Source organism: Streptomyces sp. NPDC051219, assembly GCF_040682335.1.
Lineage (GTDB): Bacteria > Actinomycetota > Actinomycetes > Streptomycetales > Streptomycetaceae > Streptomyces.
In genome coordinates, this window is record NZ_JBFBAS010000007.1 from 104185 (window position 1) to 122327 (window position 18143).

The 18143-nt window shown below is 71.9% G+C and carries 15 protein-coding genes and 3 pseudogenes; 11 read left to right on the plus strand and 7 right to left on the minus strand.

What is annotated here, in order from left to right:
- Window positions 1-37: 37 nt before the first annotated feature.
- A complete protein-coding gene (locus tag AB0M62_RS11260) occupies window positions 38-676 on the minus strand; it encodes a class I SAM-dependent methyltransferase (RefSeq protein ID WP_366073887.1) in 639 nt (212 codons plus the stop codon).
- 176 nt (window positions 677-852) lie between these two features.
- On the opposite strand from AB0M62_RS11260, the gene AB0M62_RS11265 reads away from it, so the two are divergent.
- From AB0M62_RS11265 to AB0M62_RS11275, 3 genes are all read left to right on the plus strand, one after another.
- Entirely contained in the window at window positions 853-3051 is a 2199-nt protein-coding gene (locus AB0M62_RS11265) for an acyl-CoA dehydrogenase (RefSeq protein ID WP_366073888.1), read from the plus strand.
- 57 nt (window positions 3052-3108) lie between these two features.
- A complete protein-coding gene (locus AB0M62_RS11270) occupies window positions 3109-4299 on the plus strand; it encodes a lipid-transfer protein (protein WP_366073889.1) in 1191 nt (396 codons plus the stop codon).
- Window positions 4300-4378: 79 nt separating this feature from the next.
- Entirely contained in the window at window positions 4379-5809 is a 1431-nt protein-coding gene (locus AB0M62_RS11275) for an MFS transporter (protein WP_366073890.1), read from the plus strand.
- A 170-nt stretch (window positions 5810-5979) separates the two neighbouring features.
- On the opposite strand, the pseudogene AB0M62_RS11280 reads toward AB0M62_RS11275, so the two are convergent.
- The 3 pseudogenes from AB0M62_RS11280 to AB0M62_RS11290 form a co-directional block, all read right to left on the minus strand.
- Window positions 5980-6363, minus strand: a pseudogene (locus AB0M62_RS11280) (nucleotide disphospho-sugar-binding domain-containing protein); the annotation flags it as partial.
- 22 nt (window positions 6364-6385) lie between these two features.
- Window positions 6386-6647: pseudogene (locus AB0M62_RS11285) on the minus strand (transposase); the annotation flags it as partial.
- Between the two features lie 35 nt (window positions 6648-6682).
- Window positions 6683-7108 (minus strand): annotated as a pseudogene (locus AB0M62_RS11290) (response regulator); the annotation flags it as partial.
- Window positions 7109-7160: 52 nt separating this feature from the next.
- On the opposite strand from AB0M62_RS11290, the gene AB0M62_RS11295 reads away from it, so the two are divergent.
- From AB0M62_RS11295 to AB0M62_RS11310, 4 genes are all read left to right on the plus strand, one after another.
- The gene (locus AB0M62_RS11295; RefSeq protein WP_366073891.1) at window positions 7161-7403 is read left to right on the plus strand and encodes a hypothetical protein; all 243 of its coding nucleotides are present in this window, start codon (window positions 7161-7163) and stop codon (window positions 7401-7403) included.
- Window positions 7404-7618: 215 nt separating this feature from the next.
- Window positions 7619-8494, plus strand: a complete 876-nt coding sequence (locus tag AB0M62_RS11300; RefSeq protein ID WP_366073892.1) for a MaoC/PaaZ C-terminal domain-containing protein — start codon at window positions 7619-7621, stop codon at window positions 8492-8494.
- Between the two features lie 62 nt (window positions 8495-8556).
- Entirely contained in the window at window positions 8557-9633 is a 1077-nt protein-coding gene (locus AB0M62_RS11305) for a Zn-dependent alcohol dehydrogenase (protein WP_366073893.1), read from the plus strand.
- 10 nt (window positions 9634-9643) lie between these two features.
- Window positions 9644-10588: a 3-oxoacyl-ACP reductase gene (locus AB0M62_RS11310; protein ID WP_366073894.1), complete on the plus strand. Its 945-nt coding sequence runs from the start codon at window positions 9644-9646 to the stop codon at window positions 10586-10588.
- Window positions 10589-11013: 425 nt separating this feature from the next.
- Here the strand turns inward: AB0M62_RS11310 and AB0M62_RS11315 are convergent, their stop codons facing one another.
- Window positions 11014-12138, minus strand: coding sequence for a hypothetical protein (locus AB0M62_RS11315; RefSeq protein WP_366073895.1), 1125 nt, complete (start codon window positions 12136-12138; stop codon window positions 11014-11016).
- A 199-nt stretch (window positions 12139-12337) separates the two neighbouring features.
- On the opposite strand from AB0M62_RS11315, the gene AB0M62_RS11320 reads away from it, so the two are divergent.
- From AB0M62_RS11320 to AB0M62_RS11335, 4 genes are all read left to right on the plus strand, one after another.
- Window positions 12338-13372, plus strand: a complete 1035-nt coding sequence (locus tag AB0M62_RS11320) for an iron-siderophore ABC transporter substrate-binding protein (protein WP_366073896.1) — start codon at window positions 12338-12340, stop codon at window positions 13370-13372.
- 98 nt (window positions 13373-13470) lie between these two features.
- Window positions 13471-14331 (plus strand): Nif3-like dinuclear metal center hexameric protein, encoded by an 861-nt coding sequence (locus tag AB0M62_RS11325; protein ID WP_366073897.1) that lies wholly within the window; start codon window positions 13471-13473, stop codon window positions 14329-14331.
- Window positions 14328-15071, plus strand: a complete 744-nt coding sequence (locus AB0M62_RS11330) for a C4-type zinc ribbon domain-containing protein (protein ID WP_366074014.1) — start codon at window positions 14328-14330, stop codon at window positions 15069-15071. The genes AB0M62_RS11325 and AB0M62_RS11330 overlap by 4 nt, the downstream gene beginning before the upstream one ends.
- 235 nt (window positions 15072-15306) lie before the next feature.
- On the plus strand, window positions 15307-16578 hold the full coding sequence (locus tag AB0M62_RS11335; protein ID WP_366073898.1) for a bifunctional RNase H/acid phosphatase: 1272 nt from the start codon (window positions 15307-15309) through the stop codon (window positions 16576-16578).
- A 22-nt stretch (window positions 16579-16600) separates the two neighbouring features.
- On the opposite strand, the gene eda is transcribed toward AB0M62_RS11335, so the two are convergent.
- Together eda and yaaA are read right to left on the minus strand one after the other, a co-directional pair.
- Window positions 16601-17218, minus strand: coding sequence for a bifunctional 4-hydroxy-2-oxoglutarate aldolase/2-dehydro-3-deoxy-phosphogluconate aldolase (gene eda / locus AB0M62_RS11340; RefSeq protein ID WP_366073899.1), 618 nt, complete (start codon window positions 17216-17218; stop codon window positions 16601-16603).
- 70 nt (window positions 17219-17288) lie between these two features.
- Window positions 17289-18089 (minus strand): peroxide stress protein YaaA, encoded by an 801-nt coding sequence (gene yaaA / locus AB0M62_RS11345; RefSeq protein ID WP_366073900.1) that lies wholly within the window; start codon window positions 18087-18089, stop codon window positions 17289-17291.
- Window positions 18090-18143 lie beyond the last annotated feature (54 nt).

Sequence of the window (18143 nt, forward strand, 5' to 3'; positions counted from 1 at the left end):
CCGGCACGCCCAACTGCCGGGTTGGCCGAATCCCGGATCAGATCCCCGGGCCCGTCCGGCGCAGGACGCGCAGGGAGTTGGTTCTGGAGACCTCGGTGAAGCTTCCGGACTCCAGGGCCCGGCGGTAGATCCGGTACGGGGCCTGGCCGCCGTCGGCCGGGTCGGGGAAGACGTCGTGGATGACGAGCAGGCCGTCCCCGGCGAGGTGGGGCGCCCAGCCCTCGTAGTCGGCGGCCGCGTGCTCGTCGGTATGTCCGCCGTCGATGAAGACGAAGCCGAGCTTCCCGCCCCACACGGCCGCGACCTGGGGCGACCGGCCGACGATCGCGACGACATGGTCCTCCAGCCCGGCCTTGTGAAGGGTCCGCCGGAACGTCGGCAGGGTGTCCATCCGTCCGATCTCGGGGTCCACCACGGTCGGGTCGTGGTACTCCCAGCCGGGCTGCTGCTCCTCGCTGCCGCGGTGGTGGTCGACGGTGATCGCGCTCACGCCGGCCTCGCGGGCGGCGTCGGCGAGCAGGAGGGTCGAGCGACCGCAGTAGGTACCGACCTCCAGCAGCGGCAGCCCGAGCGCGGCGGCCGCGGTCGCCGCCTCGTGCAGGGCGAGCCCTTCGCGAACCGGCATGAAGCCCTTGGCGGCCTCGAAGGCGGCGAGTGTCTCCGGCTTGGGTGCCATGGCTTCCTCCTGGTGGTACGGGTCCGGGCGGCCCATCGTGCCGTACCGCACGAGCCGGGCGAGCGGGTGGGTGGGTGTCGGCGGGCACGGCAGATCGAGACGTATCTGACCTTCCGTCAGATTGTAACGTGTTCTAGTCTGGCGCCGACCCACGTCCGCGACCGGTGAGGATCCGCATGGGCATCGGAATCATGCAAGAACAGCGCGAGTTGGCGGAAGCGGTGCGTGGCTGGGTGGCGCGGGCCGTGCCGCCCGAGGAGGTGCGCAAGTTCCTCGACGCCCCGCCCGGGGGGACGGTCCGGCCCGCCCACTGGGACGGCCTCGTTGCGCAGGGCCTGCTCGGGCTGCACCTGCCCGAGGAGTACGGCGGCGGGGGCGGCGGCCTTCTCGACCTGGCCGTCGCCCTGGAGGAGACCGCGCGCGCCGCGCTGCCCGGACCGTATCTGCCGAGCGCACTCGCCTCCGCGGTACTGGAGCGGGCAATGGCGGACGGCTCGCCGGGGCCCGGACAGCGCGCCCTGGTTGCCGCGCTGGCCGCCGGCGAGCGCATCGGCGCGGTGGCGCTCGGCGCCGGCTCGCTCACCGCGGTCGCGGTGGAGGGCGGCGGATACCTGCTGGACGGCGCCGCGCCGCCCGTCCTCGGCGGCGCCGAGGCGGACCTGATCGTGCTCGCGGCCGAGTCCTCCCACGGGACGGTGTGGGTCGCGGCCGACGCGGCGGACCTCATCGTGCGCGCGCACGAGAGCGCCGACCCCACCCGCCCGACGGCGGATATCCGTGCCCTGGGCGCCCGGCTACCCGCCGGCCGGGTGCTCGGAGTCGGCAGCATCCCGGTACTCGACCTCGCCGCGGTCCTGTTCGCCGCCGACGCGTGCGGCACCGCGGCCTGGGCCCTGTGCACCGCCACCGAGTACGCCAGGACGCGTGAGCAGTTCGGCCGCCCCATCGGGCAGTTTCAGGGGATCAAGCACCTCTGTGCCGACATGCTCGTACGGGTCGAGCAGGCCCGCGCGCTCTCCTGGGACGCGGCCCGCGCGGCGGACGACGGTACGGACGCTCAGGTGCGCGGCCTGGCCGCCTCGCTCGCCGCAGCCACCGCGCTCGATGCCGCGTACACCTGCGCCAAGGACTGCATCCAGGTCCTCGGCGGCATCGGCTTCACCTGGGAGCACGACGCGCACCTCTATCTTCGCCGGGCCCTGGTGGCGCGCCAGCTCCTCGGGCCCGGCGACACGCACCGGCTGCGCGCGGTGGGTCTCGCGGCGGCCGGGGCACGCCGGGAGCTGAAACTGGAGCTGCCGCCGGAGGCGCAGCCGTACCGGGAGCATGCCCGCCAGGTGATCGAGCGGGTGCGCGGCCTGGATCCGGGCGCCGCCCGGCGCGCCCTCGCGCCCATCGGCTACGCCGCGCCGCATCTGCCGCCGCCGTACGGCCTCGGCGCGGGTCCGGTCCAGCAGCTCGCCGTACAGCAGGAGCTCCGGGCTGCCGGGGTGCGGCTGAGCGACCTGGGGATCGCCACCTGGGTGGTGCCCTCGCTCATCGCGTACGGGAGCCGGGAACAGCAGGACCGGCACCTCCTGCCCACCCTGCGCGGCGAGGTGCTGTGGTGTCAGCTCTTCTCTGAGCCGGGCGCCGGGTCCGATCTGGCTTCGCTGCGCACGCGGGCGGAGCGCACCGGCGACGGACGCTGGCGGGTCAACGGCCAGAAGGTGTGGACGAGCGCCGCCCGGTCGGCCGACTACGGCATCCTCCTCGCCCGTACGAATCCGGACGCTCCACGGCACCGGGGGCTCACGTACTTCGTTGTCGACATGAGGGCCGCGCAGGGGATCGGCATCCGGCCGCTCAAGGAGATCACCGGGGAGTCGCTCTTCAACGAGGTCTACTTCGACGATGTGATGCTGCCTGCGGACGCCGTGGTCGGGGAGGTGGACGGTGGCTGGCAGGTGGCCCGCAACACGCTCGGCAACGAGCGGGTCCACATGGCCGACCAGCTGACCTTCGACACCGGGCTGGAGGCGCTGCTCACCCTGGCGCCGGAGCTGGATGCCACCTGCCGGGCGCGCATCGGGGCCCTCGCGGCCGAGGCGCACGCCCTCGCCTGTATCGGGCTGCGGACGACCCTCCGGCAGGTGTCGGGAGCGGAACCGGGCGCCGGCGCGAGTGTCCGAAAGCTCGTGCAGACCACGCATCAGCAGCGGACCGCCGAGCTTGCGCTCGAACTCATGGGTCCGTCGGGCGCGGTCCGCGAGGGGCCGGGGGAGCGGGCCGTGCACGGCTTCCTGATGTCGCGCTGCCTGACCATCGCGGGCGGCACCACACAGGTCCAGCTCAATGTCGTTGCCGAGCGCATCCTCGGCCTGCCGCGGGACTGACGGACTGACGGACTGACGGACGGACCGACGGACCGACGGACCGAGAGGGGAAGAACCGTGAAGAGCTACATCGTGGGTGTGGGCATGACGAAGTTCGAAAAGCCCGAGAGCCGCGACTGGCAGTACTGGGACATGGCGAAGGAGGCCGGCACGCAGGCACTGGCCGACGCCGGGATCTCCTACGACCAGGTCCAGCAGGTCCCCGTCGGACACTGCTTCCAGGCCTCGACGGCCGGCCAGCGGGCGGTGTACGAACTGGGCCTGACCGGCGTCCCCGTCTACAACGTCAACAACAACTGCGCCACGGGTTCGACGGCCTTGATGATGGCCCGGCAGTTCGTCGAGGGGGGCATCAGCGACTGCGTGCTGGCGCTGGGCTTCGAGAAGATGACCCGCGGCGCGCTGGGGGCGGGCTCGGACGGGGGTGCCTTCGAGACCTCACCGGTCGCGCGCCACTACGGTGTGATGGCGGCGGGCCACGGCTTCGAGATGTCGCCGCCCACCGCGCAGATCTTCGGCAACGCGGCGCGCGAGCACATGGAGCGGTACGGCACGACGGAGGCGCAGCTCGCCGCCGTCGGCGCCAAGAACCACCGGCACTCGGCGGACAACCCCCGCGCGCAGTTCCAGGATGTCTGGACGGTCGACGAGATCCTCGCCGCCAGGACGATCCACCGGCCGCTGACCAAGCTCCAGTGCTCACCCACGTCCGACGGGTCGGCGGCCGCCGTCGTCGTCTCGGAGCGGTTCGTCGTGGAGCACGGGCTCGACGACAAAGCCGTGGAGATCGCGGCCCAGTCGATGACGACGGACACCGGAGACAGTTTCGCGTCGGGATCGTGCATCGACGTCGTCGGCAGGCCGATGTCGCGTGCCGCGGCGCGCCAGGTGTACGAGAAGTCCGGGCTCGGCATCGAGGACGTAGACGTCGTCGAGCTGCACGACTGCTTCTCCATCAACGAGCTGCTGACATACGAGGCGCTCGGCATGTGCGCGGACGGCGAGTCGGGCAAGCTCGTGGAGAGCGGCGCGACGACGTACGGCGGCCGGTGGGTCGTCAACCCGTCCGGCGGCCTGATCTCCAAGGGCCACCCGCTCGGCGCGACCGGTCTGGCCCAGGCCGCCGAACTGGTCTGGCAGCTGCGCGGCGAGGCCGGCGCACGCCAGGTGGCCGGGGCGGGGGTGGGACTCGCGCACAACATCGGGCTGGGCGGCGCGGCTGTGGTCACCCTGCTGCGCAGGTCCTGAGCCGTAAACTGATGGCCCGAGGGCCTGTGTGCCGGGAAACTGATGTACCGAGCACGCAGCAACTGCGACCATGACCGCCATGGCCCAGACCCCGTCCGTCACTCCCACAACCGACCGCACCACGCCCTCCGTCCGTACCTGGGCGGTGATCCTTGCCGCGTGCGCCGGGCAGTTCCTCGTCGTACTCGACATCTCCGTAGTGAACGTCGCCCTGCCGTCCATGCGCAACGGACTCGGCCTCGGCGACGTGGGACTCCAGTGGGTGGTCAACGCCTACTCGATCGCCTTCGCCGGTTTCCTGCTGCTCGGCGGGCGCGCCGCCGACATCTACGGCCGCAAGCGGATGTTCCTGGTCGGGCTCGGCCTGTTCACAGCCGCGTCGCTCGCCGGCGGGCTGGCGCAGGAAGGCTGGCAGCTGCTCGCCGCCCGCGCGGTGCAGGGGCTCGGGGCAGCCGTCGTGGCCCCGGCGACGCTCACCCTCCTCACCTCGGCCGTACCGGAGGGCCCCGCACGGGCCAGGGCCATCGGGACATGGACCGCGGTGGGTGCGGGCGGTGGCGCGGCCGGCGGCCTCGTCGGCGGGGTGCTGACGGAACTGCTGTCGTGGCGATGGGTGCTGCTGATCAACGTGCCGGTCGGCGCGGTCGTACTGGCGGGTGCCGCGGTGTGGCTCGTGGAGAGCCGGGCCGGGGGCCGGCGGAGGATCGACCTGCCGGGCGCGCTGCTGGTCACGGCCGGGCTCGCGGTCTTCGCGTACGGCATCGTGCAGACCGAGGCCGAGGGCTGGACGGCGGCCGCCACCCTGTGGCCCCTGACCGCCGGACTCGCCCTGCTCGGCGTCTTCCTGGCGGTGGAGGCGCGGACAAAGGTCCCGCTGATGCCCCTGAAGGTGTTCCGCGTACGGACGGTGTCGGCTGCCAACGCGGCCATGTTCGGGTGTGGTTCGGCGATGTTCTGCATGTGGTTCTTCATGACGCTGTACGCCCAGAACGTGCTGGGCTACACCCCGCTGGGCGCGGGTCTGGCGCTCATCCCCAGCTCTCTGGCCGTCGTCCTCGGCTCCAAGCTCGCGCCCTGGCTGATGCCGCACACCGGTGCCAGAAACCTCGCTCTCACCGGCACTCTGGTGGCCGCGGCCGGGTTCGGCTGGCAGTCCACGATGGGCGCCGACGGCACGTACCTCACGGCGGTGCTCGGCCCCGGCCTCCTGATGATGTTCGGCGGCGGCCTCTCCGGCACGCCGCTCGCGGCGCTGGCCACGGCCGGAGCGGCTCCTGGCGACGCGGGCCTGGTGTCAGGACTGATAAACACGTCGCGGACGATGGGCGGCGCGCTCGGCCTCGCGGTGCTCTCGACGGTGGCGGCGTCGCGGACGGGGAGCGCCACGGACGCGGAGTCCCTGACCGAGGGCTACGCGCTGGCCTTCCGTACGGGCGGACTCGTGCTGGTGGGGTGCGCGGTGCTGATGCTGCTGTGGCTGCCGCGGGGGACCGCCCCGGACAGGGCCTGAGAACTCCTGACAGAGTGATTCTGGAGGCCGGTGCTCTTGCCCGCCGGTGCTACGACGTCGGGCTGCTGCTGCGGCGGACTCCGCGGAGTATGCCGGTCTCTGCGGGCATGCCGAGCTGGCGGTGCAGTCCGGCGCCGGGCACCGTCCCCGGCTCAACGATCCTGCGTGGTTCACGCTGACGCTGGCGGCCTTTCTTGGCTGACGGCGTCGAACAGCAACTTCGCGGCCACCGTCGCCCCGTCGGTGCGGATCGTGCCGGCCAAGGCGGTTGCTCGTGCGCGGGTCTCGGGGGTCAGGGCCGTCTGGAGCGCGGCCGACAGGGACTCGGTGGTCGGGATCGGACCGTCGTGTGCCGCGCCGATGCCCAGGTCGGCCACCCGGCCGGCCCAGTACGGCTGGTCCGCCCCCTGAGGTACCACCACCTGAGGCGCGCCGGCCAGGGTGGCGGCCGTCGTCGTGCCCGCGCTGCCGTGGTGTACGACAGCGGCCGCACGCCGGAACAGTGCCTGATGGTTGACCTCGCCGACGACGAAGCAGTCGTCCTGGTCGTCCAGGGCGATCGAGCGCCCAGACCAGACGGCGGTACTTGTCGTGGTCGTAGCCGCGGTCGCCCAGGACCACGTCGGGGCGGCGCCGAGGCCGCCCGCGCTTCCCGCGTACCGGCGGTATCGCCTTCAGCAGTGGGATCAGCCAGTGACGTCGCTGCGGTTGCCGCTGGTCAGGGTGGCGTCCAGCGGGATGCCGGTGGCGTCGGTGAGATCAGGTGGTGTCTGCTGCCCGTCCTGCCCCGGTTGACAGGGCTTCGTCCGGTCTTGGCTCCCCCCTGTTCTAAGGGGCGCCGGACCGCGGGGGGTCCACGCGCAGCGGCGCAGTCGCGGCCAGGGCCGGGTCGATGACGGTTTCGCCGGTCAGGACCCGGCGGATCGCGTCGGCCAGCTCACGGACCGGGCCGTCCTTGACGAGGAAGCCCACGGCGCCCGCCTCCATGGCCCGGAGCAGGTGACCGGGCCGGCCGGACGTCGTCAGGATCAGGACCCGGCAGTCCGGGACTTCGTCCCTCAGGTCCGCGGCGGCGTCGAACCCGCCGCGGCCCGGCAGACCGACGTCCAGAAGTGCCACATCGGGGCGGCAGCCGAGGGCGGCTGCCACGACCTCGTCCCCGGCGGACACCTGGGCCACGACCTCGATGCCCTCCTCCAGGCCGAGCAGCAGGGCCAGAGCGCCGTGCACGGACTCGTCCTCGGCGAGGAGGACTCGTACGCTTTTCGCCGGCCGGTGATTCCGGGGCATCTCGTTCACAGGTCAAGAGTAGAACCGCGTGACCGCTTGCCCGCCGAACCGTTGACCGGGCATGACGAAGACACACCGCTTTCTCACCGCCGTTGCCCTCGCTGCCGGGGCTTCGGCCCTCGCCGCACCCGCCGCCGGCGCCGCGCACCATCCGGACGGGCAGCAGACCAGCGCCTCCGCCGCGGATCAGCTCGACGTGATGACACAGCTGGGCCAGGTCCGCCAGCTCGGTCAGCTCGGTCAGGTGACCCAGGTCGCCGCACCGGTGGCGCCCGTTCTCGGCCTCGCGTCTGCCATCCAGTAGCCGTCGAGCAGCCATCCAGCGGGCGTCCGCGGACCCGATCTGACGTTACGTCAGGAGGCTTCACAACTGGTGGGGGGTGCGTTATACATAGGGGCCAATCGGCCTAGAACGCGTTCTAGAAGGGGCGCGGGGCCGGTCCCCGTACGACCTCGGTGCGGCCGACGGTGCGGACGGCCGCACCGAGGTCTTCCATCCCGTCAAGGAGCAGCATCCTCATGCCGATCGATGCCGCAAAGGCCATGGCGGCCGAACCCCGCTCCAGCGAGATCAGCTGGGACCACAAGGACATCCAGCTCTACCATCTGGGCCTCGGCGCAGGCTCGTTCCAGGGCAAGCCCGGTCCCGCGACCGACCCGGACGAGCTGCGCTACACGCTCGAGTCCAGACTCCACGTTCTGCCCAGCTTCGCCACCGTCGCCGGCAGAGGCATGGCCATGATGGGCGGGCTCGCCGCTCCCGGCGTCGAGGTCGACCTCGCCTCCGTACTGCACGGCGGGCAGACCATCGAGCTGCACCGGCCCATCCCCGTGAAGGGCCGGGCTGTCGCGACCTCCAGGGTCCTGGCGGTGTACGACAAGGGCAAAGCCGCCGTCCTCGTGCTGCGCGCCGAGGTCGCCGACGACGACGGCCCGCTCTGGACCAGCGATTCCCAGATCTTCGTGCGGGGCGAGGGCGGGTTCGGTGGCGAGCGTGGCCCGTCCCACCGGCTCGAACTGCCCGAGACCGCGCCGGACAGGACCGCGGACAGGGCGATCCGGGAGGACCAGGCGCTCCTCTACCGCCTTTCGGGCGACTGGAATCCGCTGCACGCCGACCCGGAGTTCGCCAAACTCGCCGGCTTCGACAAGCCGATTCTGCACGGACTCTGTTCGTACGGAGTGACGCTCAAGGCGGTCGTCGACACGGCCCTGGACGGCGATGTCACCCGCGTCCGCTCGTACACCACCCGCTTCGCCGGAATCGTCTTCCCCGGCGAGACCCTGCGTATCCGGATGTGGCAGTCGCCGGGCCGTGTCCAGGTGTCGGTCACCGCCGTCGAGAGGGACGACGCGCCGGTCCTCGCCGACACGGTCGTCGAGCACGCCGCCTAGGGGGACGGTCCTCACCTTCAGAAGGAGGACCCCCAGCCGTACGCATCGAAGGGAGCCGCACTGTGCGCGCAGCCGTACTGCACGAGATAGGTCAGGACAAGCTCGAGGTCCTCGAGGACGTCGAGGCAGTGGGCTTTGGCCCCGGCAAGGTGAAGATCCGCGTCCGGGCCACCGGCCTGTGCCACTCGGACGTCTCGGCCATGAACGGCGTGCTGCCCCAGCCCGCGCCCTTCGTCCCCGGGCACGAAGGCGCCGGCGAGGTCGTCGACGTCGGCGACGGGGTGACGAGCGTCAAGCCCGGCGACCGGGTGCTGCTGTGCTGGCTGCCCGCCTGCCGCCATTGCCCCGCCTGCAAGCGCGGCCAGACGCAGCTCTGCCTGGCCGGCTTCGTGAACGCGGGCACCCCCAACTTCAAGCGGCCCGGCGGCGACGTGTTCGGCTTCGCGGGCACCGGCACCTTCACGGAGGAGGTCGTCGTCGACGCGGGTTGCGCGGTACCGATACCCGACGACGTGCCGTTCGACATCGCCGCGCTCATCGGCTGCGGAGTGACCACGGGCCTCGGCGCGGCGATCAACACCGCCGACGTTTCCGCCGGTTCGTCCGTCGCTGTCATCGGCTGCGGCGGCGTCGGTATCTCCGCCATCCAGGGCGCCCGGCTGAAGGGCGCGGCACAGATCGTCGCCGTCGACCCGGTCGCCTCGCGCCGCGAGGCGGCTCTGCGGTTCGGGGCCACCGAGGCCGTGTCGCCGGACGAACTCGCCGATGCCGGCCGGCGTATCACCGCGGGCGAGGGCTTCGACTACGTCTTCGAGGTCGTCGGCAAGTCCGCCACCGCGCGCACGGCGTACGAGGCCACCCGCCGCGGCGGCACCCTCTGTGTCGTCGGTGCGGGAGCCCTGGACGACTTTCTGCAGCTGAGCATGTTCGAGCTGTTCTTCGACGAGAAGCGGATCCTGCCGTCCATGTACGGAGGCGGGGACGTGCTCACGTCGTACGAGCGGGCCATCGCCCTCTGGCGGGCGGGCCGCATCGACCTGGCGGGCCTGATCACCCACCGGGTGCAGCTTGCCGGCATCAATGACGCCCTCGACCAGATGCGCACCGGTGAGGCGCTCCGAACCTGCATCGAAATCTGAGAGGCCTTTGATGTCACTGCCACTTGAGGGCCTGTCCGCCGTGGTGACGGGCGCGGGCCGTGGCCTCGGCAGGGCCGAGGCGATCGAACTGGCCGGACTCGGTGCGAGTGTCGTGGTCAACGACTTCGGCCGGCCGGGACGGGACGGCTCCGGCGAGCCCTCGGCCGCGCCGGCCGAGGAAGTGGCCGAGGAGATCCGGGCGGCCGGGGGGCAGGCAGTGGCCCACCTCGGAGACGTGGCCGACTTTGGCCAGGCCCGCGAACTGGTCGAACTGGCCGTGTCCCGCTACGGAAAACTGGACATCCTGGTCAACAACGCGGGCATCCTCCGCGACCGCATGGTCTTCTCGATGTCCGAGGACGAGTGGGACTCGGTGATCCGGGTTCATCTCAAGGGCCACTTCAACACGACCCGCTTCGCCTCGGCGCACTGGCGCGAACGCTCCAAGGCGGCCGGCGGCCCGGTCTACGGCCGCATCATCAACACCTCGTCGGAAGCCTTCCTCGCCGGATCCGCCGGCCAACCCAACTACGCGGCGGCCAAGGGCGGCATCGTCGGCCTCACCACGTCGACGGCGCTGGCACTGGGCAGGTACGGCGTGACGGCCAACGCGATCTGCCCGCGAGCCCGCACCCGGATGACCGAGGACGTGTTCGAAGGCTTCGCGGTCCCGGAGGACGGCAGGCTCGACCCGCTCGCCCCCGAGCACGTCTCGCCCCTCGTCGGCTATCTCGCCTCCCCGGCCTCGGCCGGGGCAACCGGCCAGCTCTTCGTGGTCCACGGCGGGATCGTCGCCGTCGTGGAACGCCCCAGGGTGGCGGCGAAGTTCGACGCCGTCACGGAGGCGTTCTCGTACGAGGAACTGGACGAGCTGCTTTCCCCGTACTACGAGGGGCGGCCGTCCGGCGAGACCTTCGCGGCCAAGGAGGTCCTGGGCCTCAAACACGCTCAGTAGGCCTCGGACACGGTTGGAGGCCGAGTCCGGCCCGTCATGCCGGGCCCCTGGCCGCGCGATGCGAAAGGGCCGCCACGGTCAGACCGTGGCGGCCCGGCGGCCGTTGCCCGAGTCAGGTCAGGCCGTGTTGCCGTCCTCCGACGGGCGCCGGTGGCGTCCGTGTACCGGAGCGGCCGAGTCCTCCGTCGCGGCCGCACCGCCCCGGTGCCGCCCGGAGCGGCCGGATTCGGCCCGAGCGCCTGCCCCCTGCAGACGCGGCTCAGTCGTTTCGGTCCCTACTTCGGACATGTGGGAAGTCACTCCGTCGATCCATCAATTCGCTTCTGTGCCGTGAGAAGGCGCCAACCCCTGCCGCCCGGCCGACAGCACTGTCGCGGTCACCCTCGGCGCTCGGCCGGTACAGCTGCGCAGCCCCCGCCGTGAGTTCAACCAGCTGCCCCGTGCCCGGTCAGCGGCGCCTGCTGCAGCGGAACCGGCCTGCGTACTGGTGGATGTTCAGGGGGCGCACATGGTTCCTCACCTGCGGCTTCCGCTTGTGCGGGTTCTGTGATCACCAGTGGGGGAGCGGGTTCCGGAACCTCCATCAGGGCCACCCCGCACGGCACTTCCTCCGTCACGTACGGAAGCCCCAGCACCCCGGCCCGGGACCACAGTCCGGTGCCTGCCAACCACCCTCCGGGTGCGGGCAGTTGTGTCAGCCGCCGTCCCGCCGGCCGCCACACCCCGAGCCACGTCCCCGCCGCCCCGTCGATCCGCAGCGCCACCGCGCAGCTCTCCGGCATCAGCACCTGCCCCGGCTGCACCGCGAACGGCGTCACCGCACAGTCCGCGAGCCGCAGGCACTCGGGGAAGCGCACCGGCCTCAGGCTCCCCAACACCCCCCATCCGAGCCGGTCGTGGCCCGGCGCGTCCGAACGGATCAGCAGCAGACCGCTGTCCGGGTCCGCCAGCAACAGACGGTCGTTGCTGTCGTCGGCGATCTGCAGCAGTGGCGTCACCTCCCCGCCCCGCCCGAGGTCGACCGCCACCGCCTTCGTCCGCCCGCCCAGCTCCTGGTCCAGGGCGAGTATCCGGCCCGTACGGTCCAGCCACACCCCGCCCGAGCAGCGCCCCGGTACGTCCACGATGTGCTCGGGACCGAAGGCGCCCCCCGCCACCAGCCACACTGCGGTCGCCCGCTCGCCGGCCGCCAGGGCGTAGGCCGCCCGGCCGTCGGGGGAGGGGGGCAGCAGGGCAAGCCGCTCGCAGTCGACCGCTCCCAGCGGGAGTTCCCCGGTGCCGGGTCCGGTCGGGTAGAGCAGCGAGAAGCCGTGGTGCCCCGCCACGCGCCGGTGGATCAGCACCCGTCCGTCGACGAGCGGCAGTACTTCGCTGTCCGCCTCCTCCGGCTGTCCGAGCGGCAGCGGCACCGCGTACGGCTCGGGCCCGTCAAGCGTCCAGCGCTCCGGGAAACGCGCCTCCCCGGTGCCTGCCAGCCGCGCGGCGTAGGAGCCGTCCGCGGCGATGGTGAACCCCGGACGTGCGGTGGCCTCGATTGCACAGGCTGTCATCGGATCGTCACCTCCAGCGAGGAAGCTAGTTTTCGCACTTCCTGCCGAACAACGCCAGACCAGTCCCTTCACACATAAGGGTGGGTGTTGCGCGATTCCGCTGAGAGGGGGGAGGCGGTTGTGCTGGCCGATGTCCGGCCGCATAGGGTAAGGCGAACCTAAGTAGCCCCTCTGTTCCGCCGCCCCACTGGAGTACCTGATGTCCCCACGACGCCGCGGCACCGTCGCCGTCGCCCTTGCCGCTGCCGCCGCGCTCTCGCTCGCGGCCTGCGGAGGCAGCGACAGCGGAGGCGAAGACTCCGCCACTACCGGCGGCGGCAAGAAATCCGTCGCCCAGGGCGGCAAGGACTTCGCCGACGCCGGGGAGAAGACCGCGTCGTACGGTACGGACGCGGCGGCCGGCCAGTTCCCGCGCACCCTCACCCACGCCATGGGGACGACCGAACTGAAGACCCGGCCCCAGCGGGTCGTCGTGCTCGACGTCGGTGAGCTGGACAACGTGGTGTCGCTCGGCGTCAAGCCGGTCGGCTACGCCCCCTCCGAGGGCGACGACGGCATCCCCGGCTACCTGAAGAAGGATGCCGGCGCCCCCAGGAGCGTCGGCACCATCAACAGCCTCAACCTCGAGGCGATCCACGCGCTGAAGCCGGACCTCATCCTCGGCAGCCAGCTGCGCGCGGCGGACAAGTACGACGAGCTCTCCAAGATCGCGCCGACCGTCTTCTCCATCCGGCCGGGCTTCACCTGGAAGGAGAACTACCTCCTCAACGCCGCCGCCCTGGACAGGAGCGCGGAGGCGAAGGCCAAGCTCGACGCCTACGGGAAGAAGGTGAAGCAGCTCCGCACCGACCTGGGCGAGAAGAAACCGACCGTCACCATGCTCCGCTACATGCCCGAGAAGACCCGCCTGTACGCCAAGGCCTCCTTCATCGGCACCATCCTCGACGACGCCGGCCTGCCGCGGCCCAAGAACCAGCAGATCAACGACCTCGCCGCGGAGATCAGCCCGGAGAAGATCGACGAGGCCGACGCCGACTGGATCTTCACAGGCGTCTACGGCGACGCCACGACCACCAAGCGGGACAAGGCCGAGGACAACCCGCTCTGGAAGAACCTGGCCGCCGTCAAGAACGGCCGGGCCAAGGACGTCCCTGACGAGACCTGGTACCTCGGTCTCGGGGTCACGGCCGCCGACAAGGTCCTCGACGACCTCCGGACGTTTCTGATCAAGTAGGCCCGCGGACAGCCTCCGCGGCCGACCGACGGGCAGTTCCCCAGGTCCGCCCGCTGACCGGTAGGTCCTGGGGCACGTAGGACAGGTAGCCTTTCCTCGTGCCCCGTCTGTCTGAAGTCATCGCCGCGCTCGACGCTCTCTGGCCGCCCGAGCGGGCGGAAGAGTGGGACGCGGTCGGTACCGTCTGCGGCGAACCCGATGCCGAGGTCACCCGGGTCCTCTTCGCCGTCGACCCCGTCCAGGAGGTCGCCGACGAGGCCGTGAAGCTCGGCGCCGACCTGCTCGTCACCCACCACCCGCTCTATCTGCGCGGGACGACGACGGTCGCGGCCTCCACGTTCAAGGGCCGCGTCGTGCACACCCTGATCAAGAACGACGTCGCCCTGCACGTCGCGCACACCAACGCCGACACCGCCGATCCCGGCGTTTCCGACGCCCTCGCCGGCGCGCTCGACCTGCGCGTCGTCCGGCCCCTCGTCCCGGATGCCTCCGACCCGGCGGGGCGCCGCGGCCTCGGCCGGATCTGCGAACTGGACCACCCGCTACGCATGCGCGAGTTCGCCGCGTACGCCGCCGCCCGCCTGCCGGGCACCGCGCAGGGCATCCGCGCCGCGGGCGACCCCGAGGCGCTGGTCCGTACCGTCGCGGTCAGCGGCGGCTCCGGTGACAGCCTCCTGGACGCGGTCCGGGCCGCCGGCGTCGATGCCTTCCTCACCGCCGACCTGCGGCACCACCCCGTCTCGGAGGCGCGCGAACAGAGCTCCCTCGCGCTGATCGACGCCGCGCACTGGGCCACCGAATGGCCCTGGTGCCAGCAGGCCGCCGCCCAGCTCGACGCGCACTCCGACCGGCACGGATGGGGTCTGCGCACCCACGTCTCGCGTATGGTCACCGACCCCTGGACCGCCCACGCGGCGTCCACCACGAACCCCGACACATCAACAGGAGCCCCCAACTGAACGCCGCGCCCGCCGACCAGATCCGACTTCTCGACGTCCAGGCCCTGGACGTCCGTCTGTCGCAGCTCGCGCACAAGCGCAAGTCGCTTCCCGAGCACGCCGAGCTCGACTCCCTGACCAAGGACCTCACGCAGTTGCGCGACCTGCTCGTCGCGGCGCAGACCGAGGAGAGCGACACCGCCCGCGAGCAGACGAAGGCGGAGCAGGACGTCGACCAGGTGCGCCAGCGCGCCGTCCGCGACCAGCAGCGTCTCGACTCGGGAGCGGTCAGCTCCCCCAAGGACCTGGAGAACCTCCAGCGCGAACTCACCTCGCTCGCCAAGCGCCAGGGCGACCTGGAGGACGTCGTCCTCGAGGTCATGGAGCACCGCGAGTCCGTCCAGGAGCGGGTCGGCGAGCTGACGGCGCGCGTCGCCTCCGTCCAGGCCAAGGCCGATGACGCGACCAGCCGCCGTGACGCGGCGCAGGCGGAGATCGACAGCGAGATCACCACCATCACCAAGGAGCGCGAGATCGTCGCCGCGTCGGTGCCGGCCGACCTGCTGAAGCTGTACGAGAAGCTGCGCGTCCAGCAGGGCGGTGTCGGCGCGGCCCGGCTCTACCAGCGGCGCTGCGAGGGCTGCCGGCTGGAGCTCAACATCACCGAGGTCAACGAGGTCAAGGCCGCGTCACCCGACACGGTGCTGCGCTGCGAGAACTGCCGCCGCATCCTGGTCCGTACGGCCGATTCGGGTATCTGAGAGGTCTTTGAGGAGGGGCGGTCGCCGGCCGGTGAGCCGGCCCGGCTGCGTTGCCGTCGGTCGCCGCGGCTCTGCCGCGCACTCGCGGCGGCGCCCGGCGTCCAGCGCCGTGACGTCCAGCGCCGCCGCCTCTTCGTCCTCGCCATGCCCGCCCCTCGGCTCCACTCTCTCCCCCCGGGCCGAAAGCCCGGGGGGACCCGTACATTCGTCAACCCCGCAGATCCCGGAGGCCCCCATGCGGCAGCTCGTCATCGAGGCGGACGGCGGGTCCCGTGGCAACCCGGGACCCGCGGGCTACGGCTCGGTCGTCCTCGACCCGGAGACGGGCGAGACGCTGGTCGAGGTCGCCGAGTACATCGGTGTGGCCACGAACAATGTGGCCGAGTACAAGGGGCTGGTCGCCGGGCTGAAGGCCGCCCGCGCACTTGCCCCGGACGCCGAGATCCACGTCCGGATGGACTCCAAGCTGGTCGTGGAGCAGATGTCGGGCCGCTGGAAGATCAAGCACCCCGACATGAAGCCGCTGGCCGCCGAGGCGGCCAGGATCTTCCCGCGCTCTCAGGTCGTGTACGAGTGGATCCCGCGCGAGAAGAACAAGCACGCGGACCGGCTGGCCAACGAGGCCATGGACGCGGGCAAGAAGGGCAGGCAGTGGGAGCCGTCGGCGTCCTCCGCCGCGCTCGACGCCCGGGCTGCCCGCGCGGTCGCGGTACCGCCGCCGTCGGGTCCGCCGGGGGACGCGACGGCGGGTGCGGCAAAGGCCCGTGCGGCCCTGTCGGCCCGCACGGCCAAGGCGGCCGCGGCCGAGCCGGCTCCGACGGACGATGCCCTTTCCACTGCCGTGCCGGCCGGCTCGGTGGGGTGGGGCGCGGCCGCCGACCTGGGTACTCCCTCCACGTTCGTGCTGCTGCGGCACGGCGAGACGGCTCTGACCCCGCAGAAGCGGTTCTCCGGCAGCGGTGGTTCCGATCCCGAGCTTTCGCCGGTCGGCCGGCGGCAGGCCGAGGCGGTCGCCTCCGTCCTCGCCGCGCGCGGCACGATCCAGGCCGTGGTGAGCTCGCCGCTGAGGCGGTGCCGCGAGACCGCCGAGGTGGTCGCGGGGCGGCTGGGGCTCGACGTCCGGCTTGAGGACGGCCTGCGCGAGACGGACTTCGGCGCATGGGAGGGCCTGACCTTCGAAGAAGTACGGGAACGCTTCCCGGCCGACCTGGACGCCTGGCTCGCCTCGCCGAAGGCGGCGCCGACCGGCGGCGGTGAGAGCTTCGCGACGGTGGCGCGGCGCGTAGGGTCCGCCCGGGACAAGCTGCTTGCGCAGTACCCGGGGAAGACCGTGCTGCTGGTCACGCACGTGACCCCCGTCAAGACCCTCGTACGGCTGGCGCTGGGCGCGCCGCCCGAGTCCCTGTTCCGGATGGAACTCTCGGCGGCATCGCTGTCGGCGGTGGCGTACTACGCGGACGGCAACGCGTCACTGCGGCTGCTCAACGACACCTCCCACCTGCGCTGAGCGCGGTGCGGGGCCCGGCGGCTCAGCCGCGCAGGGTCGCCGCCGCCTTGGCCAGGGCCTGGACCCGGGGCCAGTCGTGCGTGGTGATCGCGTCCTGAGGAAGCATCCATGTACCCCCGACACACCCCACGTTCGGGAGGGCCAGGTACGAGGGGGCCGACGCCGAAGTGATCCCTCCCGTCGGGCAGAAGCGTGCCCGGGGGAGCGGGCCCGCCAGGGACTTGAGGTACGCCGTGCCGCCCGCCGCCTCCGCCGGGAAGAACTTCATCTCCGTGACGCCGCGTTCCAGCAGCGTGACGACCTCCGACGTGGTGGAGACGCCGGGCAGGAAGGGCACGCCGGACGCCCGCATCGCATCCAGAAGGCGGTCCGACCAGCCAGGGCTGACCAGGAAGCGGGCGCCGGCCGCGACGGATTCGGCCACCGCCTCCGGGGTTATCACCGTGCCCGCTCCGACCAGCGCGTCCGGGACCTCGGCCGCGATCGCGCGGATCGCGTCGAGCGCCGCCGGCGTCCGCAGGGTCACCTCGATCGCGGGCAGGCCGCCCGCGACCAGGGCACGTGCCAGCGGCACGGCGTCCGCCACGTCCTGGAGGACGACGACCGGGACGACGGGGGCAAGGTCCAGCACGGAGGTCATACCGCCATCCTGCCCCGGTGAATGCATGTTGCGCAACGAGTGTTGCGTATGTTGCAACGACTCGCGACACTCAGTGGATCTCGGTCACCACCACGTCCAGCGCCCACGTCCTGCCCGGCCCGCCGGGAGCTTCGCCCTCCACCACGTATCCCAGGTCCCTCAGCGCCTCGACCAGTTCCGCCGGCCCGGACGGAGCCGGGCCGGCAGTCAGCAGGTCGCGCACCAGACGGCCCTTCGTCGCTTTGTTGAAGTGGCTGACGACCGACCGCTTCTCGACCCCGTTCACCCACTGCGAGTGCAGCACCCGGACGGTCGCCGTCCGTTCGGCGACCTCGCCCTTGGGCTTCCAGGCCGAGGCATAGGCGGACGACCGCAGGTCGAGGACGAGTCCGCTCGCGGCCGCCTCGGGCATGACCGTGGCCATCGGCGTACGCCAGTACGCGCCCAGCGCACCCAGCGCGGGCAGCTTGACGCCCATGGAGCAGCGGTACGAGGGGATACGGTCGGTGATCCGCACCGCGCCCCACAGCCCCGAGAACACCAGCAGGGACTTTGCGGCCCGCTTCCGGGCGGCGGGCTCCAGGGTGGCGAGCCCCAGAGCGTCGTACAGCACACCGGTGTAGATCTCCGCGGCCCGACGGGCACCCGAGTTCCGCAGCTCCGTGTTCTTGGCGACCTCGCCACGCAGGCCCTCGCTCAGCCCGAGCACCTCACGCGCCTTCTCCTCGTCCGTCGCGCACAGCTCGACCAGTTCGTCGAGCACCGCGGTACGCGCCTGGGCAAGGCCGGGCAGGGACAACCCCTCCAGCTTGAGGGGCGCACCGGAACCGCTACGGGCCTTTCCTTCGGACGGCGGCAGCAGCACGAGCACGGCGGTTCTCCTTCGTACGTACGAGAGGGGGGTGCGGCCCCCGCGCCAGCGTAG